A 24,149-nucleotide genomic window follows, 5' to 3' on the forward strand; every position below is an offset into this window, starting at 1 on the left:
TCCCCAGCGTTGGCGAGAAGCTTAAGAACCCCGTCCGTCCCAGCAACGGCGAAGACCAAACCGCCAGAGCCCGGTGTGGCGTGGGCCTGGGGTGGGCGGGGCGTGTAGATGCGCCCGGCGGAAACCGAAGGGAGCCGAAGGCGGACGAGGTTGAGCGCGGGGGGGGGCCGCCGAGGCCAGTCCGGAGCGAAGGCTCCGGACCGCAATCGTAGCCCCGCCCGCCCCAGGCCCACGCCGCGCCGGGCGTCTCAAGAACCGAGCCCGGCGTCTCAAGAACCCAGTCCGGCGGCGCACAACTACCTATTGCCGGTGATAAACCTCAGCCCCCTTCTTCACAAACTCCACCGACTTCTCCTGCATCCCCTTCTGCAACGCCTCCTTCTCGCTGACGCCCTGAGCCGCCGCATAATCCCGCACATCCTGCGTGATCTTCATGCTGCAGAAATGCGGCCCGCACATCGAGCAGAAGTGCGCCACCTTCATGGAGTCCTTCGGCAGGGTCTCGTCGTGGAATTCCTTCGCGGTGTCCGGATCCAGCCCCAGGTTGAACTGGTCGTCCCAGCGGAACTCGAAGCGCGCCTTGGACAGCGCGTTGTCGCGGATCGCCGCGCCCGGATGGCCCTTGGCCAGGTCGGCCGCGTGCGCCGCGATCTTGTACGTGATGATGCCGTCCTTCACGTCCTTCTTGTTCGGCAGCCCCAGGTGCTCCTTCGGCGTCACGTAACAGAGCATCGCCGTGCCGTACCAGCCGATCAGCGCCGCGCCGATGCCCGACGTGATGTGGTCGTAGCCCGGCGCGATGTCGGTGGTCAATGGTCCCAGCGTATAGAACGGCGCTTCATGGCAATGTTCCAGCTGCAGATCCATATTCTCTTTGATCATCTGCATCGGCACGTGGCCCGGGCCTTCGATCATCACCTGCACATCGTGCTTCCAGGCCACCTGCGTCAGCTCGCCCAGCGTCTTCAGTTCCGCGAACTGCGCCTCGTCGTTGGCGTCATAGCCTGAACCCGGACGCAACCCGTCGCCCAACGAAAAGCTCACGTCGTACGCCTTCATGATCTCGCAGATCTCTTCGAAGCGCTCGTACAGGAAGCTCTCTTTGTGATGCGCCAGGCACCACTTCGCCATGATCGAGCCGCCGCGGGAAACGATGCCCGTCATGCGGTCGGCCGTCATGGGGATGAACGGCAGGCGCACGCCCGCGTGGATCGTGAAGTAGTCCACGCCCTGCTCGGCCTGTTCAATCAGCGTGTCGCGGAAGATCTCCCAGGTCAGGTCCTCGGCCTTGCCGTCCACCTTCTCCAGCGCCTGGTAGATCGGCACCGTGCCGATCGGCACGGGCGAGTTGCGGATGATCCATTCGCGGGTTTCGTGGATGTGTTTGCCCGTGGACAAATCCATCACCGTGTCGCCGCCCCAGCGGATCGCCCACGTCATCTTCTCCACTTCCTCGCCGATACCCGAGCTGACCGCGGAATTGCCGATGTTGGCGTTGATCTTCACCAGGAAGTTGCGGCCGATGGCCATCGGCTCCACTTCGGGGTGATTGATGTTGGCGGGAATAATGGCGCGTCCGCGCGCGATTTCGGCGCGCACGAACTCCGGCGTGATGGCGGCGGGGATGGCCGCGCCGAACGACTGTCCCGGATGCTGGCGCAGCAGGCGCTTGACCATCTTTTCGCCGTCCGGGCCGCTGTCGCGCAGCGTCTGCAGGTAATGCTCGCGGCGCAGGCTCTCGCGGATCGCCACGTATTCCATCTCGGGCGTGATGATGCCGCGGCGCGCATAGTGCATCTGCGACACGTTGGCGCCGGCCTTGGCGCGGCGCGGCGGACGCTGCAGGTCGAAACGCATCGCCGTCAGCTTGGGATCGGTCAGACGTTCCTTGCCGTAATCGCTGGTGGGGCCCGCCAGCACTTCCGTGTCGCCGCGCTCTTCGATCCATGCGCGGCGCAGTTCCGGCAGGCCGCGGCGGATGTCGATCCTGGCTTCGGGGTCCGTGTAAGGGCCGCTGCAGTCATACACGGTCAGCGGCGGGTTCTTTTCCCCGCCGAACATCGTCGGCGTGTCGTCCTGCTCGATCTCCCGGAACGGCACGCGGATGTCGGGGCGAGAGCCCACTTCATACACGCGGCGGGATTTGGGCAGCGGTGCGACGGCCGCCGCGTCGACTTCGGCGGTAGCGGCCAGGAATTTGGGATTGGCGTTCATGGAAAGCTCCAAGCGAGTGGTTGGAGCCGATCGGGAATGGACTCCCGCCAGGCGTGCAGGGACGCGTGGCGGGAATACGGCTCCCAGCATCGGCATTATCCGTACTGGTACGAAGGGACTCTCTCAACCCGTCGCCGCCGTGAAGGCGGGACGAGTACCCCTGCGCGAAAGCGAAGTATAGAGCCTGGGCGCGATCGTGCGCCGCCATCGCCCATTGCTCGCCGCAGCAGGCAAAAAAGCGGGCTGGCCGATCCGGACAAAGCAGGGCTGGTATTACTGCTTTACATTTTGATTCAGACTCAAGAGACACCGTCATTCAGGTTCGGTACACTTTTTTCGACCAGCCGCGTGTACAGTCTTAGTGTCTTACCGTCCGGCATCAGCCCACTTAAGAAGGAATCGAGCATGCAACTGAACCTACGCACATTGGCGCCCGCCTTGGTTGTCGTGACATTGGCGCTAGCGGGTTGCAAGACCGCCCCGACTAAGACGTCCGACACCACGGCCACTCCCCAGGCTGGCCAGCAGGCCGCAACGCCCGCCGCGGCATCGCGGGTGGATTTCTACCTGGCCAAGCGCGAAGCCGGCCCCGGCCTGCGCGAAGTCAATCTGCCTGACGGCAAACTCTATCTCCAGGAAACGCCCGTCCTGACCCGCGCCGACCTGACCGACGCGGCCGCGCTCGTCGATCGTCAAGGCCAGAATTTCGTCGGCCTGCGCTTCTCGGAATCTGGCGCACGCAAGCTGACCTCGGTCAGCACCAGCAACGTCGGCAGCGTGCTGGCCCTGGTCATTGATCAGGAACTCGTCGCTGCGCCGCTCATCGGTGAACCCCTGAATCGCGGCGTGCTGGCTTTCGGCGTGCCCTCGGCCCAGGCCGCCTCCGAAATCGCCGCCAAGATCCGCGGCGACGCCGCAACCCCGCCCGCGGGTGGCGCGGCCCCGGCGCCCGCCGCCAAGCCCTGATACGGGCGACGCAAAAAAACCGGCTCGCAAGAGCCGGTTTTTTTTGCGAGGCCATTCAGAAGGCCTGGCTGCCCTGTGCGGGCGCTGGTGATTTGCCTCAGCCTATCTTGCGGCCGCGCGGCTTGATGCCGCGCCGTAGCAACGTCGTTTCGATAAAGGTCTGCGTCAGGGCTTCAAGCATTACGCGGTCTTCGGCGGTAAGCGATTCGAATTGCGAGGGCGAAATATTGGGAAAAGGCCAGGGCGCCATCGGGCGCGGCCGCCCGCCCGAACGCGGGCTGGATTCGGCGACGCCCGAGACCGGCAGCGTATTGCTCAGGTCGTAGCCGTCCATGGGCATTTCCATGGGGCCCTTGCCGGTTTCAAGCCACTCGACTTCGACCTTCAGGACCTGCGCCAGCTTGCGCGCGGACCGGCTTGAGTGCCGCAAACCACTTTCGTAGCTGCCGATTGCACTTTGCGAGATGCGCACCATGCGGGCGAGCGTCTTCTGCGTGTGACCACGCAAAAGGCGGGCGTGCTTCAGTCGGTCTGAGAATGTTTTCACAAGGCGATTGAAGCTTGCAGGTCTGTCACTTTGGTGGCTATAAATATTACTTAGGTGATAACTTGCAAAGGCAATCTCATGCGGGAGCGTGGCAGCGTACTCGTCGTGCAATCTGATGAAATGGCAGGTAAGAATTTTGCTGCCGCGCTGCGCCAGTACCAATGGAAAGTCCATGTCGTCGCTTCCTTGCCGGGGCTGCGCAAGCACCTGCGGCGCTACGGCGCCGACGTGGTGGTGCTGCGCGGCCCGTGTCCCGGCTTGCCCGATTTTGTCGCCCTGCTGCGCCACACCGTGCCCGGCCTTGCCGTGGTCTGGCAGGCATGGAACGTCGGCGGGGCTGAACGTGCCGCGGCCCTGGACGCCGGCGTGGATGCCTGCGCGTCGGCCGGCATGGAAGCGCTTGAATGGGACGCCCTGCTGCGCAGCCTGTATCGGCGCGGGCATCGCGGCGCGTCCGCATGGCGAGTCCTGGGACCGGAACGCACGCTGGCCGGGCCCGCCGGCGAACGTCTGCCGCTGACCGTGCGCGAACGCGCCTTTTTCGTGCGTTTGTTCGATGCCCCTGGCCATTGCCTGCATCGCGAAAGGTTCTTTCCCAACGTCGCAAGCGATCCGCGGGCTGGCGCGCGGCGGGTCGATGTCGTTGTGTCGCGGCTGCGCACCAAGGCGCGCCGTTTCAATATCGAACTGCCGGTGCTGGCGGTGCGCGGGTGGGGCTATATCTTGCTGCCCTATGGCGTCGCCACGTCCCCGCGCGCGGATGCCCCTTAAAGCACCACCAGGTTGTCCCGGTGCATGAGCTCGGGTTCGGTCATGCTGCCCAGGATGCGCGCGATCTGCGAAGACGGCTGGCGCAGGATGCGGCGGGTGTCGGCCGACGAATAGTTGATCAGGCCCCTGGCGCATTCGCGGCCTTCGCTGTCCACGCAGGCCACGACGTCGCCGCGTCCGAACTCGCCTTCCACGTCGGTCACGCCGATGGGCAGCAGACTCTTGCCCTCGCGCAGCAGCGCTTGCACCGCGCCATCATCCAGCACTACGCGGCCGCGCAGGCGCAGGTGGTCGGCCAGCCATTGCTTGCGCGCGGACCACACAGGAAGAACGGCGCGCAGTTCGCTGCCGATGCACTCGCCCTGCGCCAGGCGCGTAAGCACGTTGCGTTCGCGGCCCGACGCGATGACCGTGTGCGCGCCGCTGTGCGCCGCGCGCTTGGCGGCCAGCACTTTGGTCAGCATGCCGCCGGTGCCGATGCCGCTGCCGGCGCCGCCCGCCATGGCCTCCAGGGCGGGATCGCCAGCCTGGGCGTGCGACATGAACCTGGCCTGCGGGTTCTTGCGCGGATCGGAGTCGTACAGTCCGCGCTGATCCGTCAGGATGATCAGCGTGTCGGCTTCGATCAGGTTGGTGACCAGCGCGCCGAGCGTGTCGTTGTCGCCCAGCCGGATCTCGTCGGTGACCACCGTGTCGTTTTCGTTCACGATCGGCACGACGCCCAGACGCAGCAACGCAAACAGGGTGCTGCGGGCGTTCAGGTAGCGGTGGCGGTCGGCCAGGTCTTCGTGCGTAAGCAGGATCTGCGCGGTGCGCAGGCCGTATTCGGCGAATGCCGCCTCGTAGGCCTGGCACAGCCCCATCTGGCCCACGGCCGCCGCCGCCTGCAGTTCATGCATGACGGACGGGCGCTTGCGCCAGCCCAGCCGCGCCATGCCTTCGGCAATGGCGCCGCTGGACACCAGCACGATCTGTTTGCCCTGCTTGTGCAGGGCGGCGATCTGGGCGGCCCAGTGCGCGACCGCCGCGCGGTCCAGGCCTCGGCCTTCGTTTGTGACCAGCGATGAGCCGACTTTGGCGACGATGCGCTGGGCGTTGGTGACGACGGAAACGGCGGGTGATTCAGCAGACATGATGGGGGCCGGCTGCGGCGCGAGTAAAGACGTAATCGTAGGGACAGCGATTATGGCTTATTCGTCGCTGCCGCGCGGCGCGGCCGGCTTGTCGGCATCGGTGCGCGTGTCGTCGAAGCGCGGGTCCGGCGCCACGTAGGTGCCGTCGGCCTGGTCCTGCGCCAGCTGTTCCTTTTCGCGTTCGGCGTCCAGGTAGTCTTGCAGCGCGTAGATCAGGTCCTGGGTGCCTTCGCCCGACAGGCCGGAGATGCCGAACACCGGACCCTTCCAGTCGTAGAGCTTGAGGAAGCGGCGCTTGGTGTCCTCGGGATCGGGCACCATGTCCAGCTTGTTAAGGATCAGCCAGCGCGGCTTGGCGGCCAGTTCGGGATCATAGCGGCGCAGTTCCTCGACGATGGCGCGCGCGTCCACGACGGCCTGCTCGACAGGATCGGCGTCCGGGTCCGGCGTGGACACGTCCACCAGGTGCAGCAGCACGCGGGTGCGCGCCAGATGGCGCAGGAACAGGTGGCCCAGGCCGGCGCCTTCGGAGGCGCCTTCGATCAGGCCCGGAATGTCGGCCACCACGAAGCTGCGCGACGGCGAGGTGCGCACCACGCCCAGGTTGGGATGCAGCGTGGTGAAGGGATAGTCGGCGATCTTCGGCTTTGCGTTGGAAATGCGCGTGATCAGCGTGGACTTGCCGGCATTGGGCAGGCCAAGCAGGCCGACATCGGCCAGCACCTTCAATTCCATGCGCAGGTAACGGTGTTCGCCTTCTTTGCCCGGCGTCCACTGCTTGGGAGCGCGGTTCACGCTGGACTTGAAATGCATGTTGCCCATGCCGCCCTGGCCTCCAGCCGCCAGCACGACCTTCTGGTCGTGCTTGTTCAGGTCGAACAGGACTTCGCCGGTTTCGGCGTCATGGATCACGGTGCCCACGGGCACGCGCAGGGTGATGTCCGGAGCGGCCGCGCCGTATTGGTCGGATCCGCGGCCGTTTTCGCCGCCTTTGGCGCGGTGCAGGCGCGCGTAGCGGAAGTCGATCAGCGTATTGATGTTGCGATCGGCCACCGCGAAGATGCTGCCGCCGCGGCCGCCGTCGCCGCCGTCCGGTCCGCCCTTGGGGATGAATTTTTCGCGGCGAAAGCTCGCCACGCCATTGCCGCCTTTGCCGGCGACCACTTCAATGGTGGCTTCGTCTACGAATTTCATGATGTATGCGCGTGTAGTGGGTGAGGGCGGACGTCCGGAAATGGGGAACCGCCGGGAGGCAAACGAGAGCTTACTCGCCTATTGCCTTGAAACAAAAAAGCCCTGCCGCACGCGACAGGGCTTTTGCCGTTCGGGAACGCGGCGGACCGCGTTCCTGACCGTGTTGGCCAGCGGACTCGGCGTCCGCGGCCTTGCTGTCCGATTACTCGGCAGCGACGATCGAAACGGTCTGCTTGTTCAACGCGCCCTTGAAGCCGAATTGAACCTTGCCGTCGATCAGCGCGAACAGGGTGTGGTCCTTGCCCATGCCGACGTTCACGCCAGCGTGGAAGCGAGTGCCGCGCTGACGCACGATGATCGAACCAGCGGGAATCAGTTCACCGCCGAATGCCTTGACGCCCAGACGCTTCGATTCTGAGTCGCGTCCGTTTCGCGTAGAGCCGCCGCCCTTTTTCTGTGCCATGTTTAGCTCCTGCTAAGTGGTACCGAGTCGCTTCTTAAGCCGTGATGGCTTCGATGCGGATTTCGGTGTAGTTCTGACGGTGGCCTTGACGCTTCTGATAGTGCTTGCGACGGCGCATCTTGAAGATCTTGACCTTGTCGTGGCGGCCTTGCGCAAGAACCGTTGCCTTGACCACAGCGCCGGAGACGAGGGGCGTGCCAACTTTCAGTTGGTCGCCTTCGCCCACGGACAGCACTTGGTCCAGGGTGATTTCTTGCCCAATGTCAGCCGGTATCTGTTCTATCTTGAGTTTTTCGCCAGCGGCAACGCGATACTGCTTGCCACCGGTTTTTACGACCGCGTACATGGGGTGTTCCTTAAATAGGTAAATGGGTTCGTTCACGCTGCCTGCCCTGCTGGGCAAGGTTGCCGCCTTGGCGGGCGCCCTATGAATTTCCGGGCTCCGAAGCTGCAGACTTCGTTGCAAGCTAAGTTGCCAAGTGGCTTGGCGTAAACAACCGACGTAATTCGGGCATTGCTGACCGAATCCAGGATATTAGCCTGGGACTTTCCGAAAGTCAAAAAGCTGTTGCGGCGTAAGGGCTTAGGTGTGGCGTGCAGGCTTCAGCCGCCCGGGATCACCCGCAGCGCGATGTCCCGCGCCACGCGGCGGATGCCCTCCATGACTTCATGCCGGTGGGCGTCGTCGAGCCGGTCGGTGGGGATGGATGTGCTGACCGCCACCCGCTTGCCCAGCGGCGTGACGCCAACATAGGCCGCATAGCAGACCAGGCCGGTGGCGACCTCTTCCTGGTCCTGGGCGAGTCCGGTCTGGCGCACGCTGTCCAGCTCGCGGTGCAGGGCGGCGGCATCGGCGATCGTGCGGTCCGTGACGCGGGGCAGGGCGCCGGGCAGGCAGGCCGCAAGTTCTTCGGGCCGCAGGCTGGCCAGCAGAGCCTTGCCCAGCGCGCAGGCGTGGGCGGGCAGCCGCAAGCCCAGGTCCGACACCAGCCTGACCGGCCGGCGCGCGTCTTCGCGCGCCAGATAGACCACGTCGAAGCCGTCCAGCGCCGCCAGTTGCACGACCTCGTTGCTGCGGGCCACGAACGCGCCCGCAGCCTGGCGGAACGCCGGCTGCAGGCCGTCGTGGCGCAGGTAGGCGGAGCCCAGCGCCATCAGTTCCAGTCCGATGACGTAGCCGCCGTCCCGGCGCTCGATCCAGCGGCGTTGCTCCAGGCAGTCCAGCAGGAGGTATAGCGTGCTCTTGGGCAGCTGGCAGGCCTGGGCCAGCTCGGCGGCCTTGACGGGGGTGGGGCGGTCGGAAAGCACCCGCAGGATGTCATGGGTCCGCCGGATGGCGGGAACGTCGTAGTCAGCGGCCATCAAGCGATGAATTCCAATAGGTTGGACAGAAAGTCATGATGTTGGACATGATAAATGAAGTCCCCTAGACTGCCTTGCACCGCAAGACAGAATGCCGAACATAGGGCACGGAGCGAGGAGACTCATGAATCAAGACAGCCTATTGCCTGCCGATCTTACGCAGGCGTTGCTGGTGGGCCGCGTCTGGCGTCCCGCGCCGGTCGATGGCCCCAGCGTGGTCGTGGTGCGCGGCGGCCAGGTGGTGGATATCACCGCGGCGGCCCCCACCGTATCGGATCTGCTCGACCACCCGGACCGGGTGGCGTTGGCGCGCGAGGCCAAGGGGGAATCCCTGGGCGATGTGCAATCCTTGATGGCCGCCACGCTGCAAGGCGCGGACGGGCCGCGGCTGCTGGCCCCTTGCGACCTGCAGCCGGTGAAGGCGGCGGGCGTCACCTTCGCCATCAGCCTGCTGGAGCGCCTGATCGAGGAAGAAGCCGGCGGCGACGCCAGCCGCGCGGAAGAAATCCGCGTGCGGATGCGGGCACTGATCGGCTCCGACCTGTCCCGGCTGCGCCCCGGATCGCCCGAGGCGGTCAGGCTGAAGGCGGAACTGGTCGGGCGCGGCCAATGGTCCCAGTACCTTGAGGTCGGCATCGGCCCCGACGCCGAAGTCTTTTCCAAGACGCCGCCGATGGCGTCGGTGGGCTTTGGCGCGCGCATCGGCGTGCTGCCTGAGTCGCAGTGGAACAACCCCGAACCCGAGATCGTGCTTGCGGTCGACAGCCGCGGCGAGGCCGTGGGCGCCACGCTGGGCAACGACGTAAACCTGCGCGACATCGAAGGTCGCAGCGCCTTGTTGCTGACCAAGGCCAAGGACAACAACGGATCCTGCGCCATCGGCCCGTTCATCCGGCTGTTCGATGGCGATTTCACGATGGACAGCGTGCGCGGCGCGGACGTGTCGCTGCGCATCGAGGGCGCCGACGGATTCGAACTGGACGGCGTGAGCCACATGCGCGAAATCAGCCGGGATCCGCTGGACCTGGTGCGCCAGACCCACGGCGCGCACCACCAGTATCCCGACGGCTTCATGCTGTTCCTGGGCACCATGTTCTCGCCCAGCAAGGACCGCAAGGGGCCGGGCACGGGCTTTACCCACCTGATGGGTGATCGCGTCATCATCGCCTCCGAGCGCCTTGGCGCGCTGGTCAACGAGCTGCGGCTTTCGACGGAAATCCCGCCCTGGACCTTTGGTGTGCGCGCGCTGTACGCCAACCTTGCCGCCCGCGGCCTCCTGCCCCACGGACGCTGATCCGGCGCGTAGGCGCGACCCCGGCGGGGCGGCTCGGGCCGGGCCTTGCCGCTTCCGGCAGGCCCGTCCGGATTTCCCCCGCACTCCCCGTATAATCCGTGGTCGAATCCCCCGCCGCCGCTGGCGGGCCCAGCGGTAAGAGCCGTCAGGCGGCTCGCTTCACACTTGTCGGATACGTCTTGAATCTCCCCGCGCTCATTGCCCCCATTGCTGACGATATGAAAGCCGTCGACGCGGTTATCCGCGAGCGGTTGAATTCCGATGTCGTCCTGATCCGCACGATCGGCGACTACATCATTGGGGCCGGCGGCAAGCGCATGCGCCCCGCCATGGTGCTGATGGTGGCGCGCGCCCTGGGGTACGAGGGCACGCATCATCAACTGCTGGCCGCCGTGGTGGAATTCATTCACACGGCCACGCTGCTGCACGACGACGTGGTCGACGAATCCGACCTGCGCCGAGGCCGCGAAACCGCTAATGCCGTGTTCGGCAACGCGGCCAGCGTGCTGGTGGGCGACTACCTGTATTCCCGCTCGTTCGAGATGATGGTCGAGGCCGACTCGATGCGCATCATGAGCATCCTGTCCGAAGCCACCACGGTGATCGCCGAGGGCGAGGTGCTGCAGCTCCTGAACGTGCATGATCCGGACGTCTCCCAGGAACGCTATCTGCAGGTCGTGCGCTACAAGACCGCCAAGCTGTTCGAGGCCGCTGCCCAGGTGGGAGCGGTGCTGGCCGGCGCCACGCCCGAGCAGGAAGCCGCCGCGGCCGCCTATGGCCGCCATGTGGGCACCGCGTTCCAGCTGGTCGACGACGTGCTGGACTACAGCGGCGACGCCGCCGCCCTGGGCAAGAACGTGGGCGACGACCTGCGCGAGGGCAAGCCGACCCTGCCGCTGATCCGCGTCATGGAAGTGGGCACCCCCGAGCAGCAGCAACTGATCCGCGACGCCATCAAGACGGGCGACGCCGACTTCGCCGCCGTGGCCGCCGCCATCCAGGCCACGGATGCCCTGGAGCACGCCCGTCAGGCCGCCGTGGCCGAGGCCGAACTGGCCCGCCAAGCACTTTCGATCTACCCCATTTCCCCTTTTCAAAATTCTCTGTTAGAATTCTGCGCTTTCGCGGTGAATAGAGATCGCTGACCAAAAAAGGGCAGCGATGCTGGTAGCAAAACAGCGAGGGTTCACAAAGCTGGTCTGAGCAATCGGATCTGGCGAAAGCGGAAAGAGCAGTAGTAGTAGAAGCAGTAAGTATTTGGCGGCACTGAGCATCGCCGAATAAGTTGTAAAGATCGGGGCGTAGCTCAGCCTGGTAGAGTACTGCGTTCGGGACGCAGGAGTCGGAGGTTCGAATCCTCTCGCCCCGACCACTTCTTTGTGGTCGAATTCATGAAGGTGTTTCCCGACACCTTTGGCTGAAAGCCGGTATCGCGCAAGCGTGCCGGCTTTTTTGCATTTGTTTTCCGCGCCGATATCCCCCCAGGCCTGGGCATGAGGGGGTATTAAGGTCCAAAGCCTGGGGATATAGGCCGATCCGGGGCATGCCGCTTGCTGAAGATAATGGCCCTCGCGTATTCATTTCACTGCGATTTTTTATATTGCCTTACGAAATTAGTAAATAAGATAGCGAAATGGAATAATGATTTTTCAGTTTGGTTAAACCAGACCAAGAAAAACGACTCTTAACATTCGCTAACATTCAACACCGCCTTCTTGTTGCGGTTTGTGTAATGAATGTAATTTTTCTAGGGATTCCCCGGGTTTATTACGGGTTGTCCTGATTTATTTCCACAGCAATAAAAATCTTTAGAAAAAAGTTTGCTGTGCGGCACCTCTACGATGCCCTGGCTCGCTACCCAACAGATTTAACCGGGAGCTGAGCGAATCATTTTTAGCTATATGTTCGCCCTATACGGCAATCGTATTTCGATTTGATGTCGATTTACATGCCGTTGGGTGTCGATTTCTAGTGTCTGCGACACGACGAAAACAGTGAGGTCCCCCCGTGGTAAAGAGAATCGCAGTGTGTGGCCTTGGATATGTCGGCCTTCCCGTGGCCGTGGCATTTTCCAAGCGCTTTGATGTCATCGGCTTTGATGTGGACAAGCGGAGAATCGCACGGCTGAAAGAGGGTGATGACTGGACCGGCGAGATCGAACGCGACGTATTGCTTGCTTCCCCCATGCAGTTCACCGACAAGCTGTCGGAACTGGAAGGCTGCGACTTTTTCGTGGTTGCCGTCCCGACGCCCGTCGACGAGAAGAACAATCCCGATTTTTCCCTGCTGGTGCGCGCGTGCCAGTCGCTGGGCCCCGTCCTGCGTCCGGGCTCCATCGTGGTGTTCGAATCGACCGTCCACCCCGGCGCCACCGAGGAAATCTGCGGCCCCGAGCTTGAAAGGGTCTCGGGCCTGCGTTGCGGCATCGACTTCAAGCTGGGCTACAGCCCCGAGCGCATCAACCCGGGCGACCGCGAGCATCCGCTCGAAAAAATCGTCAAGATCGTGTCCGGCCAGGACGAGCAATCGCTGGAAGTGATTGCCGGGGTCTACGAACAGATCATCGACGCGGGCGTGCACCGCGCCTCGTCCATCAAGGTCGCCGAGGCGGCGAAGGTGCTGGAGAACACCCAGCGCGACATCAACATCGCCCTCATGAACGAGATGTCGAAGATCTGCGATCTGGTCGGCATCCGCACGTCGGAGGTCCTGGCGGCCGCCGGCACCAAGTGGAACTTCCTGAAGTTCACGCCCGGACTGGTGGGCGGCCACTGCATCGGCGTCGATCCCTACTACCTGACGTCCAAGGCCCAGGAACTGGGCTATCACCCCGAAGTCATCCTGTCGGGCCGCCGGATCAACGACGGCATGGCCGCGCACGTCGCTTCGCGCCTGGTGCAGCAACTTGCGCGCAGCGGCCGGCTGAACGCGTCGACCCGCGTGGGCATCCTGGGCATGACGTTCAAGGAAAACGTCCCCGACATCCGCAATTCGAAGATCGTCGACCTCTACAACGCGCTCGGCCAGTACGGCATTACGCCGGTTGCGTGCGATCCGATGGTCGATCCGGAGCAGATGGAGCACGAATACGGCATCAAGCTCGTCGAGCGTGACCAGTTCCAGGACATGGACGTCCTGATCCTGGCGGTGCCGCATCGCGAAACCATGGACTCCATCTGGGAAGACCTGCCGAAACTGGTCAGGAACGGCGGCATGGTGTGCGACTTGAAGTCCGTCCTGGACGCCAAGCGCCTGCCGTCCGACCTCTTGTACTGGACTCTCTAAGTTCAGGTCGTTGCCCATCAATACAGGAGAGACCCTGAATGACTGCTTTTACCATCGCTCCGATAGGAACCTGCCGCATCCATACGCCGCTGCGCGATGCCGTGGGACGCTACCCGATCAAACTGCAACTGGGCCGCAACTACGGCTTCGTGCACACCGCCGCCGAAGCGCTGCAGCAGGCGCGCTTCATGTTCGACCAGGCCGACATCCCCGCCGACGTCCAGCGCCTGATCTTCCGCCCCTCGAATGGCGAGCAGGCCCGCCGCGGCACGCACAAGCCGGCCGATCTGTACATGGTCGAGCTGTCCTCGCGCAAGCTCCTGGCCATTGACGGCTATCCCATCCAGTCCAACTACCTGGTCCGCTACTTCAGCGAGTTCTTCGCTGACCGGGCGCGCACCCGCCAGTTCTGGTCCATGGCCAACGCCGACCGGCTTGCGGAGCGTCGCGCCCTGCTGGACCAGGATCCGGTCTTCAAGAGCCTGAACCCGGACGACCGCGACCTGCTCGCCCGCATCGTCAAGCGCGACCAGACGGACGACGAGATCGAGCAGGAAATGCGCCAGCTCGTCGAGCTGCTGGGCCGGGACAAGGTGGTGTTCGTCACGCACGTCAACGCCACGACGCCGGACAACGTGACCATCGAACAGCGGGCGCAGCTGATTGCGGCCGTGACCGCCGCCGCCCAGCGCATCGGCGTGCCGTGCTACGACCCGACGCCGCTGATGAACAAGATCGGCCAGGCCGACGCGATGGAGGACGGCGGGCTGGACCTGACGCATTACACCCCGGTCTTCGCCGAGCGCCTGTACACCGATTGGTACAAGAATTTCATGCGTCCGCGCATGAGCACGTCCACCCCGCAACCCTCGGTCCCCAAGCTTGCGGCCGACGAGAGCGTCGAGCGCATCGAAAAGCTCTGGGATTCGGGCGATCTGCGCGAAGCTTCGCGCCGCGTGCGCGACGTGCTCCGCCGCTATCCCGCCATGCCCGACCACGTGCTGCTGTTCGCGCGTTTCCAGGAAGAGCTGGGCGACTACGAAGGCTCGCTGGCGCTGCTGGGCGGCACGGACGGCGCCCTGGCCTCGGGCAGCAAGGCCGAGCTGATCCTGATGCGAAACGAGTTCAAGCTGGGTCGTCATGAGGCGGCTTACTCGCTGGCGGCAAGCCTGCTGGGCGACGAGATCGAAACGCCGGAGATCGTCCGCATCGCGGCGGTGTCGGCGGGCCACCTGGGCTACGTCGACGAAAGCCTGGGCAACTGGAAGCAGCTGTTCCGCATTTCCTCGCCGCAGGACGCGACGGCGGTGGAAGCGGCCGACACGGTGCTGTCGCTGCTGCAGACCGCGGGCGACATGGAAGCGGCCATCCGCTGGGTTCATGAGGTCCGCGCGGTGATTCCGAACTACGGACGCGGCTTCGCGGTGCTGTGGCGCGACCGGCTGCTGGCTGGCGACCGCGACGCGCTGCGCGACCTGGCCGGCGAGCATCCCTTGCTGGAGGATGCCGACGCCCTGGAACTGGTCAAGGAAGCCTCGTGGCGCGGTTGCATCATGGCCGCGGCAACGCTGGCGGCGTCTTGCAGCCTGGCCAAGAGCGAGCAGGAGGAGATCAGCGCGTGGCTGCAGACGCAGTCGTCGACCTGGGCCGATGAGGGCAATCGCGCGCTGGAGGAAGGACGCCTGCGCGACGCGGCAGAGCGCATTTGCGCGCACCGCCTGCTCAATCCCGACGCGCTGGCCGGTGCGCGGGCGCAGCGCGCGTTCGAACGCGCCATGCGTCTGGGCGTTCGCGCCGCGCTGGTGGCGGGCAACCACAAGGAAGTGATCGAGCTGACCAATCTGGCCATCGACACCAACGTGGACTTCCCCGAACTGCACGCGATGCGCGGCCGCGCCGCCGACGCGCTGGGCGACAAGAAGACCGCGATGCGCCATCTGGAACAGGCCGCAACCGGTGACGCTGCCCCGTTCAGCGCCAAGCTGCACTTTGCCCGCGTCGCGTTCAACGGCGGCTGGTACGGCGAAGCCATCGACGCTTACAAGGGCGTGCTGGCCCATTCGTCCGCCGACCAGAGCGCCCGCGACGAAGCGGAGCGTCAGCTGGGCAGGCTGGGGCCGCGCGCGATCCGCGGCGCGCGCCAGATCCTGTCCGAAGGGGACCATCAGGGCGCTTGGAACCTGCTGGACCGCGTGGCCCAATCGTGGCCCGGCATGCCGGAAGTGGATCACGAGAAGCGTCGCATCCTGGCCTATCTGTACGCCGAAGCGCGCGCGCTGGAATCGTCGAGCACGACCGAGCGCCTGGCCCTGGGCGAGCGCATTGTGAACCTCGTGCCCGATGATCCCATCGGCCTGCGCCTGGCCGCCGTGGGCGCCATGCGTCTGCACCGCTTCGAACAGGCCCTGCCGTACTGGAAGAAGCTGCAGGAACGTTCCGAGAACCCGGCGCAGTACGACCATTACATCGAGCGCTGCCTTGTCTGGATCGAGAAGATCAACCGGAGAAAGGCAGCATGAATCCACCTCTGATTACCGAGCGAGTGGACGCCAAGTCCGATCTTCAGCAAGTTCAAGCGCAGTTGGAGGAAATCGTTGCGGCATCGGGGCGGGTTCAGGTCGCTCAGGAAAACCTGGCGCGGGCCAAGACGCTTGCCCGCGATCACATGGAAGACTCGACAATCCGCTTCCTTGTGCTTCGCCTGCAGGAGTCGGCGGGCCTGAACGAGGGCATGGCCGAGCAATGGGCAACCTTGCTCGAGGAATGCCCGGAAGACCTGCAGATCGTGCGCTATTGCGCGACGCGGCTGGTGAAGGAACGGCACCTGGACGAAGCCATGGCGCTGGTCGACCGTCACCTGCCGGCCGATACGACGAATCCTGACCGCCTGTTTTCCCGGGCGAAGCTGCTGAGCGACATCCGCGCGCACGAGCAGTCCGACGCGCTGTTCCGGCGTCTGATCTCGCAGCACACGGATCGCAACATGCGCGTGGAGTTTGCCAAGCGTCTGCGCAAGCGTGGCCTCCTGGCCGACGCGTGGGATGCGATCGCGCCTGTGGCCAAGCACCTGACGCCGGGCAGCAAGGCGGCCGAACTGGCCGAGGGGCTGGCCAGCGACTACGCGTTCTACCAGCGCTTTGAATCCGAAGAGTCGCTGGCGGGCAAGGACGTGCGGATCGTGTCGATGAAGCACGCAATCCTGCATTTTCGCAACCGCACGATTACCGAGAACACGCCGGAGAAGCCCGTCTCGGTGGCGCTGGTGACCGGCAGCCTGGGACCCGGCGGCGCCGAGCGCCAGCTGACCCGCCTGGCGGGCGAACTGACCCGTCTGGCCGCGTCGCCGGACCAGCAGCCGCCCGACATCCTCATGCGGCCCAAGAAGGTCGAGGTGCTGGTCAAACAGCACACCGAGCCGTCCGGGTCGCCCAAGAAGCAGGACGACTTCTTCCTGCCGGTGCTCATCAAGGCGCGGATTCCCGTCACGGAAATCAACCGCCTGCCGGCCATCTCGGTGGCGCACCAGTCCGTGCCGGAAGGCAGCCTGGGCCGCCTGCTCGAGCAGCTGCCCCCGCCCGTGCACTACGGCGTGACGCGGCTGGCGCCGGTGTTGCGCGCCAACCGGTTCGACGTGGTGAGCCTGTGGCAGGACGGCACGTGCCTTTTTGGTGCGCTGGCGGCGCTACTGGCCGACACGCCGACGATCCACCTGGTGTTCCGCGGCCTGCCGCCGAACATCCGCAAGGACCGGTTCCGCGAAGAGTATCCCGAGCTGTTCCAAGCGCTGGCCCAAGTGCCGGGCGTGGTGTTCGTCAGCAATAGCCGCAAGGCCGCGGAAGCGTATGCCGAGTGGCTGGACCTGCCGCTGGAGCGCTTCCACATCCTCTACAACGGCGTGCCCGATCTGGCGACCGACGCGTCGGAAGCCGACAAGGAAAAGTGGGAAGCCTTCCATGAGCGCACCAAGGACGCCACGGAAACGATCGGCGGCGTGTTCCGCCTGGAGCCGGACAAGCGTCCCCAGCTCTGGATCAAGATGGCGGCGCTTTACCTGAAGGAGCGGCCACAGGCGCGCTTCTTCATCGTGGGCGACGGCCGGCTGCGCGAGAACATCGAGGCACTGGCGCAGGAGCACGACGTGTTGGACCGGCTGCTGCTGGTCGGGCTGTCGAATCACGTGGGCTACTGGTATTCGCAGATGGACGCCAGTGTGCTGCTGTCGCGCTACGAGGGGCTGCCGAACGTGCTGATCGAGGCGCAACTGCTGGGCGTGCCCGTGATCTCCACACCGGCGGGCGGCGCGGAAGAGTGCTTCGTCGAGAACGAGACGGGCCATCTGCTGAGCTGCGTTGATCATCCCGACATGCACGAAGCGTGCGAGAAGGTCTTGAACATGGTGGATCAGGTACGCAGCAATGCGGACCTGCGGGCGAACAGCCGTCAGCGGGCTCAGAAGCTGTTCTCGCTTGACGCGATGCTCACCAAGTTCATGAGCATCTGCATGCCCGCCATGACCGAGTCCGAGAACGACGAGCGCATCGACGTCGCACCCAAGCGCCTGATGCAGGCGTGATTCGCAGTTGCTCTTTTTTAAAGTGTTGAAGCTGAAGGAACCTATGCTAATGAACGTCCCGGCCCTGGGTGTGCGGCGCCACGCGACGCTTGCCATGCTGCTGCTTGCAGCGCTGACACTTACGGGTTGCCAGCTCCCACGGTCCGGCCCGATGCTCAGTGAAATGACGGGGGCTCACGATGACAAGGACGTCATCGTGATGCCCGTGTCGCGCGAACTCGCGCAGAAGAGCAGGGTGCCCGAGGTGGCCGACTTCCCCGTGCGCTACCGCGACCTGACCGAGGCGGGCTTTGACCGCCTGGTGCCCGGCGACGGTATCAACGTGAAAGTGTGGGAGCGCGGCGGCCTGGGCGTTTTTGCGGCGGATCCGTCGGGCGTGAGCGACCTGGGCAACCAGGTCGTCGATCGTTCCGGCAATGTCTCCTTCCCCATCATCGGCAAGTTCCGGGCCGAGGGCCAGACCCTCGGCCAGCTGCACGACAGCGTGGTGAAGCGTTTGAGCAAGCTGGTGTCCGGCGCCGACGTCAGCGTGACGCGCGCCGCGGACGCGCGCGGACAGGTGGTGACGGTGCAGGGCAACCTGACCAAGCCCGGCATGTATCCCATCACGCAGACGGCCCAGCGCCTGAGCAGCGCGCTGGCGCAGGCGGCGCCGGTGCAGGAGAATCCCGAGCAGATGATCATCAGCCTGCGCCGCGACAATCAGGTGGCCTCGGTGCGGCTGTCGGATATCTACCGCAACCAGAACAACGACATTCTGTTGCGGTCGGGCGATGTTATTACCGCCTACGATTCCAAGGAGTTCCTGACCGTGCTGGGCGCGGCCGGCACCCAGGGGCGCGTGGCCATCAGCAAGCGCAATTACACCGTGCTGGATGCGCTGGCAGATTCCCGCGGCCTGGACGACAAGCTGGCGGATCCGCGTTCCGTGTTCCTGTTTACGCCCGCGAAGGCCGGCGCGGAAGGCAAGCCGGACTTGCTGCCCGTGGTCTATCAGTTCGACCTGACCCGTCCGGAGCAGGTGGCGCTGGCGCGCGAATTCACGGTGCATGAAGGCCAGGCGATCTACATCTCGGACGCGCCGTTCACGCAGGTGCAGAAGGTGCTGTCGGCCTTCCGCGTCACGATGAGCGCGGGCTTCAGCGCTACGCGGGCCATCGACAGCGACTCGGGCGGCTCGTCCGGCATCTCGCAATAGCGTGTCGATGAGTAACGAGGATCGGATCAAAGGCTGGCGCTCGCGCCGGAAAAGCAGCAACTACACGGTAGGGTCCGGCGTCGCCGACTGGCGGCTGGATCCAGCCGCCCTGTTCGAGGCCAAGGCCACGCCGGCCGTCCTGCTCAAGCCGCTGCTCGCCCGCCTGCAGGGCGAGCCCCACGATTCCGTGGCGGCCCGGCGGGCGGTGTATGAGGCTGTGCAGGCGGAGCTTGAGTCTGAAATCGCGCGCAGCGAGGTCGACGAGAACGTTGCCGACTTTTCCCGGCGGCGCCTGCGCATCATCGTGCGCCTGCTTGAGCAGGATATCCGCGCGGGCGTGGAGGTTTTTGCGCCGGGCTACATGCCGGCCAAGCTGGTGGCCGAGGACGAGCGCCTGGCCGCGGCGCATGCGCGGCGCGCGGAAAGGCGCAAGCAGGACGAGGCGCGCGAGGCGCGGCGCCACGCGTCGCGCAACGATATCGCGCTGGAAATCGAGGTTGGGCGCGACGAGACGGGCGATCTGGCGATCCTGCGGGACCGGCTGCGCTTTCTGCACGGGTCGCACCCGGCGGAGATGGCCGGCAAGGCCCGCCCTGTGGGGCGCACGCTGATGGCGATGTTCATCTACCAGCTGCGCGTGATGCACGGCGAGAGCCGCATCGCGCTGGTGTGGGCGCTGGTCGGCCCCGTGGTGCTGCTGACGCTGATTTCGTCGCTGTACATCCTGATGGGCACGCACTACATCCTGGGCATGGATGTGCAGACGTTCTCGCTGTTGGGCGCGACGACCTGGATCATGTTCCGGCAGATCGCCTTCCGGAGCAGCACGGCCTACGTGTCTGCCCGCGGCCTTCTGAATTTCCAGGGCGTGACGCCGCTGATGTGCGCGCTGGTGCAGTCGCTTATCTATGTGTCGGTGTATCTGGTGGTGTTCGGGGTCCTGATCAGTGCTGGCCACGCGATCGGTCTGATCACGCTGCCGCAAAGCTGGGCGGGATTCATTCTGTTTGTTGTGCTGATGGGATGTTGTGGCGCCGCGATGGGGGTGCTGTTCGGGTCGATTGCGACCTACTGGCACTTCTTTCTTCGGCTTGCGCCGATCATTGAGCGCTTCCTGCAGATCTTTGCCGCCGTATTTTTCGTGTCGGAGCAATTTCCTGAGCAATTGCGTCCGTGGATGCTCTGGTCGCCGTTCGCGCATGGCATGCAGCTGCTGCGCTCGGTGTACTTCCAGGCGTACGAGTCGCACGACGCCAGTCTGGGTTACTTCCTGACCTCGCTGGTGTTCCTGATGGTGGTCGCGCTGATCGCCGAGCGACTGGCGCGCCCCAATGTCCAGCCGATGTGAGGTAGGAAGATGATCCATCTCAATGGCGTCACCGACGAACCCTATGCCTTCGGCAGCAGGCAGCCGCTGCTGACCAACGCCAATCTCGACATTCCGGCCGGGCGCTACGCCTTGCTGTCGCCCGCGCCGGAAATGCATCGCCAGCTGGTGGACGTGCTGTGCTGCCTGCGTCCGCCGCGCCAGGGCTTCGTCAAGCACGATGGCAACGTCTCCTGGGCGATCGGCCGGCAAGGCTTTATCCGCGGCAAGGCGAATGGCCTCTCCATGATCGACTTCGTCAGCGAAATGTACGAGATCGACCCCGACGCGACCTACGAACTGGTCGCGGACCTGATCAGCGACCCCAAATGCCTGGCTAAGCCCATGGAGCATTGGCCGCTCTACGCACGGCAGGAATTTTCGTTCGCACTGGCGCTTGCGCCGGCGTTCGACGTCTACGTGATCGAAGGGACCATTCCTTTCGAACCCTGCCGCTTCACCCGCCTCTGGCTTGCTCTGTTCGAAGAGCGGCTGGTGGGCCGGACACTCATTTTCTCCAGTTACCGCCAGAATCAGTTGGCGGACTACTGCTTCAAAGGCTTGATCTATGAACGAAGTGCGCTCAGCATCGAAGACGACCTCGACCAGTGCCTCCGCAAGTACCCCCCGCGACGATCTCGGAGCGACTCCGGCACAGGCGACGACGTCCTCGGAGGCGGCTTCGACGATGGCCAGATCGGGTTCTGAGGGCGGCTCCGAGATCGAGCGCCGGCGCAGCGAACGCCAGTCGGCCCTGCGCGAGCGCCGCCGCCATCGCTGGATCAACGCGCTGATTGTCTTGGCGCCGGTGGCGCTGGCGCTGTTCTATGTCAGCTTCGTCGCCACGCCGCGCTATGAGGCGGAATCGCGGTTTTTCGTGCAGTCGGCATCCGGCCAGCAAGGCGGCGCGGGCGCGGCGGCCAGCCTGCTTACCACCGGAAATTCGGGCGGCATGCTCGGCGGTTTCGTGGACGGTTGGGCGGTGGCCGACTTCCTGAAGTCGCGCGACAGCATGCAGCAGCTCGACAAGAAGGTCGGCCTGCGCCGCTATCTGGCGAATACCGGCCTGGACCCGCTGAATCGCCTTTCGGAAGATTCCAGCGAGGATGACCTGTATCGCGCCTATCAGGCGTCGGTGCAAGTTTCGTTCAATGCGTTGGAACAGATCGACGTGCTGCGCGTCAGCGCGTTCTCGTCGGAGGACGCTGCCACGCTGTCCAAGGCGTTGATCGGCCTGGCCGAGGAATTCGTGAGCTCGATGAACATGAAGGGCGTCGCCGACAAGCTGAAGGTGAGCGAAGAGTCGATGAAGCTGGCCGAGGAGAAGGCGCTGGCGGCTCGGGACGCGCTGACGGCATGGCGCACGACGCATGGAAACATTGACCCCACCGCCACGGTGTCGATGCTTCTGAATCTGTCGAGCCAGCTTGAAAGTGAACTCAGCAGCGCGCAGATCAATCTGGATAAGATCCGGGCGCTGGGCAACAAGGACCACTTCATGCTCAAGCCCGCCCAGACGCAGGTCGCGGCATTGAAGAAGCGGCTCGCATCCGTGCGCTACCGGTTGAGCGGAGACGGCAATACGGAAGCCAAGCAGCTCAAGTCTTACGAGGCGCTGCGCAACGCCCAGGTGTTCGCGGATTCGAACCTGACGCTGGCGCAGCAGTCGTACCAGCAGGCGATGACGGACGCGCTGCGCCTGCAGCGGTATCTGTCCATCATCGCGCAGCCGGTTCCCACGGACCGGCCCAGCAGCCCGCGCACGGGCATCCTGCTGTTGCAGGCGTTGGCGCTGGGCTTTGTGCTCATGTTCATCGCTCGCGTGGCGATGGCTTTGTTGAGGGGGCTGCGTCATGGTTGACACGGTTATCGAAAGCAGCCGGCCGGCGGCCGGCGCCGAAGCGCGGGAAGCCACCGCGCGCCTGCGTGAAGTCATTGCTCGGATCCTGGCCTCGGACGACCCCGAGCGCGATATGGCCGAGCTGGAGCCTGCGCTGCGGCAGACCCGAGACGGCTGGCGCGATGTCCGCCGGCTGCTGGTAGCGCCTTACATGCGAGAAACGCGGTTCGCGCCCGCGGTCGCCGCGCTGCGCGTGCTGATCGCTGTTTATCCCGAGCGTGCCGACGATCGCCGCCTGCTCGCCAGCGTGCTCGGCCGCATGGGCCAGTGGGATCGGGCGATCGCCGAGGCGGACGCCGCTGCCGGCATTGAGCCCGGCAATGTGGCGCTGCATGCCGCGCGGATCCAACTGCGTGTGCAGGCCGACCGCGTGGCCGAGGCGGCTGACGTCGCCCGGACGACTCTTGCGCTGGCCCGGAGCGAGCCGGGCGAAGCGCATTCCTGGATGATGGCGTTCGTGCGCAACGGCGACGCGGCCGAGGCGGCGGGCATCGCCGCCGCGCTGGATCCCGACAAACTGCCAAACGAGCGCGTTGCCACGATGGCCGTGCGCGCCCTGATGGAAGACGGCCGCAACGTGGCGGCGATCGGGCTGGGCGACGCTGCGCTGCGCGCGGGCCAAGACTGCGCGGCCCTGCGTTCATCGCTGGGGCTTGCGCACCTGCGCCGCGGCACGGAAGCGGATCGCAAGGAGCATGCGGTAGGGCATTTCGAAGCGGGGCTGAAGGCGGCGCCGGCGGACGTGAGGCTGTTGACGCTCTATGGCGAAACCCTGTTGCGCGCCGGGCGCTACAAGGAATCGGTGGCGCCGCTGGCGCGGGCCATCGAACTGGCGCCGGAACTGGAGCAGACGCGCGGTCTGTATGCACGGGCGCTGCGCTACACCATGCAGTACGACGACGCGGCGGATCAGTTGTTGAAGCTGGTGGAGAAATCCCCGGAAAAGCTGCTGTGGCAGCGCTCGGCCATCGGCGCGCTGTCGCAGGCGGGCCGCAAGGCCGAGGCGGAGGCGTTGTTCGAGCAATATGTCGCCCGGCGCGGCGCGCTGCTTCCGGGCACGTTCCAGGAAGCCCTGGCCCGCATGGAAGAAAGGCTGGATACCGCGCCCATCCCGCAGGCGCGCCTGGACTGGGCGTGGTCGATGCGCGGCGACAAGACCATTGATCGGGCGGCCTGGGAGCGCCGGGCGCGCTGGGGCCACATGATCGACCATCTGCTGTTCGACTGGCTGGAATGCCGCGAGGACGACGTCGAAGAGGCGATGCATCTGCTGGGCGAACTCGACACCGGCGAACGCTTCTTTGCGCCGCTGCTGGCGGCCGGACGCGGCGTCGTTGTCGCCACGGCGCACGTCGGCCCCATGTATGCCGGGTTGATGGCCCTGGAACTGGTGGGCATTCCGTCGCGCTGGCTGGCGACGGCGCCCAGCATCGCCCAGAGCAGCTATTCCGCCGCATTGATTTCCACCGCCGACCAGACCGAGGCGCAGGTCGCCAAGGCGTGCATGCGCGCGATCAACGGCGGCTATGTGCTGTGCCTGGCCATCGACGGCGCCGCCAATCCCGCCGCGCCGCGCACGACCTTCGAAGGGCAGGACGTCACCTATTCCAGCTTCGCGTCCCACCTGGCGCATCGCCTGGGCGTGCCGTCGGTGTTCTACGCGCCGCGCTGGGAGAATGGCCAGGTCGCCTACACGCTGGAGATGCTGCCGGCGGCCAATCCGGGCGAGGATGCCGAAGCCTATGCGCAGCGCTGGCAGAAGGCGTACTTCGAACGGCTTCGTGAACACCTGGCGAGCGCGCCGGAGAACCTGCGCCTGAGCGGCGGCATCTGGCGCCACGTCACGTCCGCGGATCGCTCCGCTCAAGAGTAGGAGCAGTCTG

Annotated in this window: 19 protein-coding genes and 1 tRNA gene; 13 read left to right on the forward strand and 7 right to left on the reverse strand. The window is 65.1% G+C overall.

What is annotated here, in order from left to right; translation table 11 throughout:
* Positions 1 to 300: 300 nt before the first annotated feature.
* Entirely contained in the window at positions 301 to 2,214 is a 1,914-nt protein-coding gene (thiC, locus tag KYC_RS22975; protein WP_008166955.1) for a phosphomethylpyrimidine synthase ThiC, read from the reverse strand.
* A gap of 405 nt (positions 2,215 to 2,619) precedes the next feature.
* Between thiC and KYC_RS22980 the strand changes: the two genes are divergently transcribed.
* Positions 2,620 to 3,180, forward strand: coding sequence for a SecDF P1 head subdomain-containing protein (locus KYC_RS22980; RefSeq protein ID WP_008166958.1), 561 nt, complete (start codon positions 2,620 to 2,622; stop codon positions 3,178 to 3,180).
* Between the two features lie 97 nt (positions 3,181 to 3,277).
* On the opposite strand, the gene KYC_RS22985 is transcribed toward KYC_RS22980, so the two are convergent.
* Positions 3,278 to 3,727, reverse strand: coding sequence for a helix-turn-helix transcriptional regulator (locus KYC_RS22985; protein WP_043519111.1), 450 nt, complete (start codon positions 3,725 to 3,727; stop codon positions 3,278 to 3,280).
* Positions 3,728 to 3,847: 120 nt separating this feature from the next.
* On the opposite strand from KYC_RS22985, the gene KYC_RS22990 reads away from it, so the two are divergent.
* Positions 3,848 to 4,498, forward strand: a complete 651-nt coding sequence (locus KYC_RS22990; RefSeq protein ID WP_008166963.1) for a winged helix-turn-helix domain-containing protein — start codon at positions 3,848 to 3,850, stop codon at positions 4,496 to 4,498.
* Here the strand turns inward: KYC_RS22990 and proB are convergent.
* The 5 genes from proB to KYC_RS23015 all read right to left on the reverse strand — a co-directional run bounded on the left by proB (position 4,495) and on the right by KYC_RS23015 (position 8,650).
* Entirely contained in the window at positions 4,495 to 5,631 is a 1,137-nt protein-coding gene (gene proB / locus KYC_RS22995; protein WP_008166964.1) for a glutamate 5-kinase, read from the reverse strand. The two genes, KYC_RS22990 and proB, sit on opposite strands and share 4 nt — an antisense overlap.
* Before the next feature lie 57 nt (positions 5,632 to 5,688).
* A complete protein-coding gene (obgE, locus tag KYC_RS23000; RefSeq protein ID WP_008166967.1) occupies positions 5,689 to 6,825 on the reverse strand; it encodes a GTPase ObgE in 1,137 nt (378 codons plus the stop codon).
* 202 nt (positions 6,826 to 7,027) lie between these two features.
* Positions 7,028 to 7,288: a 50S ribosomal protein L27 gene (gene rpmA / locus KYC_RS23005; protein ID WP_006216229.1), complete on the reverse strand. Its 261-nt coding sequence runs from the start codon at positions 7,286 to 7,288 to the stop codon at positions 7,028 to 7,030.
* A gap of 34 nt (positions 7,289 to 7,322) precedes the next feature.
* Positions 7,323 to 7,634, reverse strand: a complete 312-nt coding sequence (rplU, locus tag KYC_RS23010) for a 50S ribosomal protein L21 (RefSeq protein WP_006216228.1) — start codon at positions 7,632 to 7,634, stop codon at positions 7,323 to 7,325.
* 257 nt (positions 7,635 to 7,891) lie between these two features.
* Positions 7,892 to 8,650: an IclR family transcriptional regulator gene (locus KYC_RS23015; protein ID WP_008166974.1), complete on the reverse strand. Its 759-nt coding sequence runs from the start codon at positions 8,648 to 8,650 to the stop codon at positions 7,892 to 7,894.
* Positions 8,651 to 8,774: 124 nt separating this feature from the next.
* On the opposite strand from KYC_RS23015, the gene KYC_RS23020 reads away from it, so the two are divergent.
* The 11 genes from KYC_RS23020 (at position 8,775) to KYC_RS23070 (ending at position 24,139) form a co-directional block, all read left to right on the forward strand.
* Positions 8,775 to 9,944 carry a fumarylacetoacetate hydrolase family protein gene (locus tag KYC_RS23020; protein ID WP_008166976.1) on the forward strand — a complete coding sequence of 390 codons (1,170 nt, stop codon included), beginning with the start codon at positions 8,775 to 8,777 and terminating at the stop codon, positions 9,942 to 9,944.
* Between the two features lie 179 nt (positions 9,945 to 10,123).
* Positions 10,124 to 11,089 carry an octaprenyl diphosphate synthase gene (gene ispB / locus KYC_RS23025; RefSeq protein WP_043519112.1) on the forward strand — a complete coding sequence of 322 codons (966 nt, stop codon included), beginning with the start codon at positions 10,124 to 10,126 and terminating at the stop codon, positions 11,087 to 11,089.
* Positions 11,090 to 11,239: 150 nt separating this feature from the next.
* Positions 11,240 to 11,316, forward strand: a tRNA-Pro gene (locus KYC_RS23030).
* A gap of 653 nt (positions 11,317 to 11,969) precedes the next feature.
* On the forward strand, positions 11,970 to 13,229 hold the full coding sequence (locus KYC_RS23035; RefSeq protein WP_043519113.1) for a nucleotide sugar dehydrogenase: 1,260 nt from the start codon (positions 11,970 to 11,972) through the stop codon (positions 13,227 to 13,229).
* 38 nt (positions 13,230 to 13,267) lie between these two features.
* A complete protein-coding gene (locus KYC_RS23040) occupies positions 13,268 to 15,748 on the forward strand; it encodes a hypothetical protein (protein ID WP_008166983.1) in 2,481 nt (826 codons plus the stop codon).
* Positions 15,745 to 17,802, forward strand: a complete 2,058-nt coding sequence (locus KYC_RS23045) for a glycosyltransferase (protein ID WP_043519114.1) — start codon at positions 15,745 to 15,747, stop codon at positions 17,800 to 17,802. Before KYC_RS23040 ends, KYC_RS23045 begins: the two co-directional genes overlap by 4 nt.
* A gap of 43 nt (positions 17,803 to 17,845) precedes the next feature.
* Complete coding sequence (locus tag KYC_RS23050) at positions 17,846 to 19,000, forward strand: polysaccharide biosynthesis/export family protein (protein WP_043519129.1); 1,155 nt, start codon at positions 17,846 to 17,848, stop codon at positions 18,998 to 19,000.
* A gap of 7 nt (positions 19,001 to 19,007) precedes the next feature.
* Positions 19,008 to 20,348 (forward strand): ABC transporter permease, encoded by a 1,341-nt coding sequence (locus tag KYC_RS23055; protein WP_008166989.1) that lies wholly within the window; start codon positions 19,008 to 19,010, stop codon positions 20,346 to 20,348.
* A gap of 9 nt (positions 20,349 to 20,357) precedes the next feature.
* The gene (locus tag KYC_RS23060) at positions 20,358 to 21,074 is read left to right on the forward strand and encodes a hypothetical protein (RefSeq protein ID WP_008166991.1); all 717 of its coding nucleotides are present in this window, start codon (positions 20,358 to 20,360) and stop codon (positions 21,072 to 21,074) included.
* Positions 21,055 to 22,227, forward strand: a complete 1,173-nt coding sequence (locus tag KYC_RS23065; protein ID WP_008166993.1) for a KpsE/RkpR family capsule polysaccharide export protein — start codon at positions 21,055 to 21,057, stop codon at positions 22,225 to 22,227. The genes KYC_RS23060 and KYC_RS23065 overlap by 20 nt, the downstream gene beginning before the upstream one ends.
* Entirely contained in the window at positions 22,220 to 24,139 is a 1,920-nt protein-coding gene (locus KYC_RS23070; protein ID WP_008166994.1) for a Vi polysaccharide transport protein VexE, read from the forward strand. Before KYC_RS23065 ends, KYC_RS23070 begins: the two co-directional genes overlap by 8 nt.
* The last annotated feature ends 10 nt before the right edge of the window (positions 24,140 to 24,149 follow it).

Origin of the sequence: Achromobacter arsenitoxydans SY8 (genome assembly GCF_000236785.1) — a bacterium.
In the GTDB taxonomy this organism is placed as follows: Bacteria; Pseudomonadota; Gammaproteobacteria; order Burkholderiales; family Burkholderiaceae_B; genus Achromobacter; species Achromobacter arsenitoxydans.

Bases quoted from the DNA above. Each gene is read 5' to 3' on its own strand.
- thiC (WP_008166955.1), bottom strand. From the start codon at position 2,214: ATGAACGCCAATCCCAAATTCCTGGCCGCTACCGCCGAAGTCGACGCG.
- KYC_RS22980 (WP_008166958.1), top strand. From the start codon at position 2,620: ATGCAACTGAACCTACGCACATTGGCGCCCGCCTTGGTTGTCGTGACA.
- KYC_RS22990 (WP_008166963.1), top strand. From the start codon at position 3,848: ATGGCAGGTAAGAATTTTGCTGCCGCGCTGCGCCAGTACCAATGGAAA.
- proB (WP_008166964.1), bottom strand. From the start codon at position 5,631: ATGTCTGCTGAATCACCCGCCGTTTCCGTCGTCACCAACGCCCAGCGC.
- obgE (WP_008166967.1), bottom strand. From the start codon at position 6,825: ATGAAATTCGTAGACGAAGCCACCATTGAAGTGGTCGCCGGCAAAGGC.
- rpmA (WP_006216229.1), bottom strand. From the start codon at position 7,288: ATGGCACAGAAAAAGGGCGGCGGCTCTACGCGAAACGGACGCGACTCA.
- rplU (WP_006216228.1), bottom strand. From the start codon at position 7,634: ATGTACGCGGTCGTAAAAACCGGTGGCAAGCAGTATCGCGTTGCCGCT.
- KYC_RS23015 (WP_008166974.1), bottom strand. From the start codon at position 8,650: ATGGCCGCTGACTACGACGTTCCCGCCATCCGGCGGACCCATGACATC.
- KYC_RS23020 (WP_008166976.1), top strand. From the start codon at position 8,775: ATGAATCAAGACAGCCTATTGCCTGCCGATCTTACGCAGGCGTTGCTG.
- KYC_RS23040 (WP_008166983.1), top strand. From the start codon at position 13,268: ATGACTGCTTTTACCATCGCTCCGATAGGAACCTGCCGCATCCATACG.
- KYC_RS23045 (WP_043519114.1), top strand. From the start codon at position 15,745: ATGAATCCACCTCTGATTACCGAGCGAGTGGACGCCAAGTCCGATCTT.
- KYC_RS23050 (WP_043519129.1), top strand. From the start codon at position 17,846: ATGCTAATGAACGTCCCGGCCCTGGGTGTGCGGCGCCACGCGACGCTT.
- KYC_RS23055 (WP_008166989.1), top strand. From the start codon at position 19,008: ATGAGTAACGAGGATCGGATCAAAGGCTGGCGCTCGCGCCGGAAAAGC.
- KYC_RS23060 (WP_008166991.1), top strand. From the start codon at position 20,358: ATGATCCATCTCAATGGCGTCACCGACGAACCCTATGCCTTCGGCAGC.
- KYC_RS23065 (WP_008166993.1), top strand. From the start codon at position 21,055: ATGGCCAGATCGGGTTCTGAGGGCGGCTCCGAGATCGAGCGCCGGCGC.
- KYC_RS23070 (WP_008166994.1), top strand. From the start codon at position 22,220: ATGGTTGACACGGTTATCGAAAGCAGCCGGCCGGCGGCCGGCGCCGAA.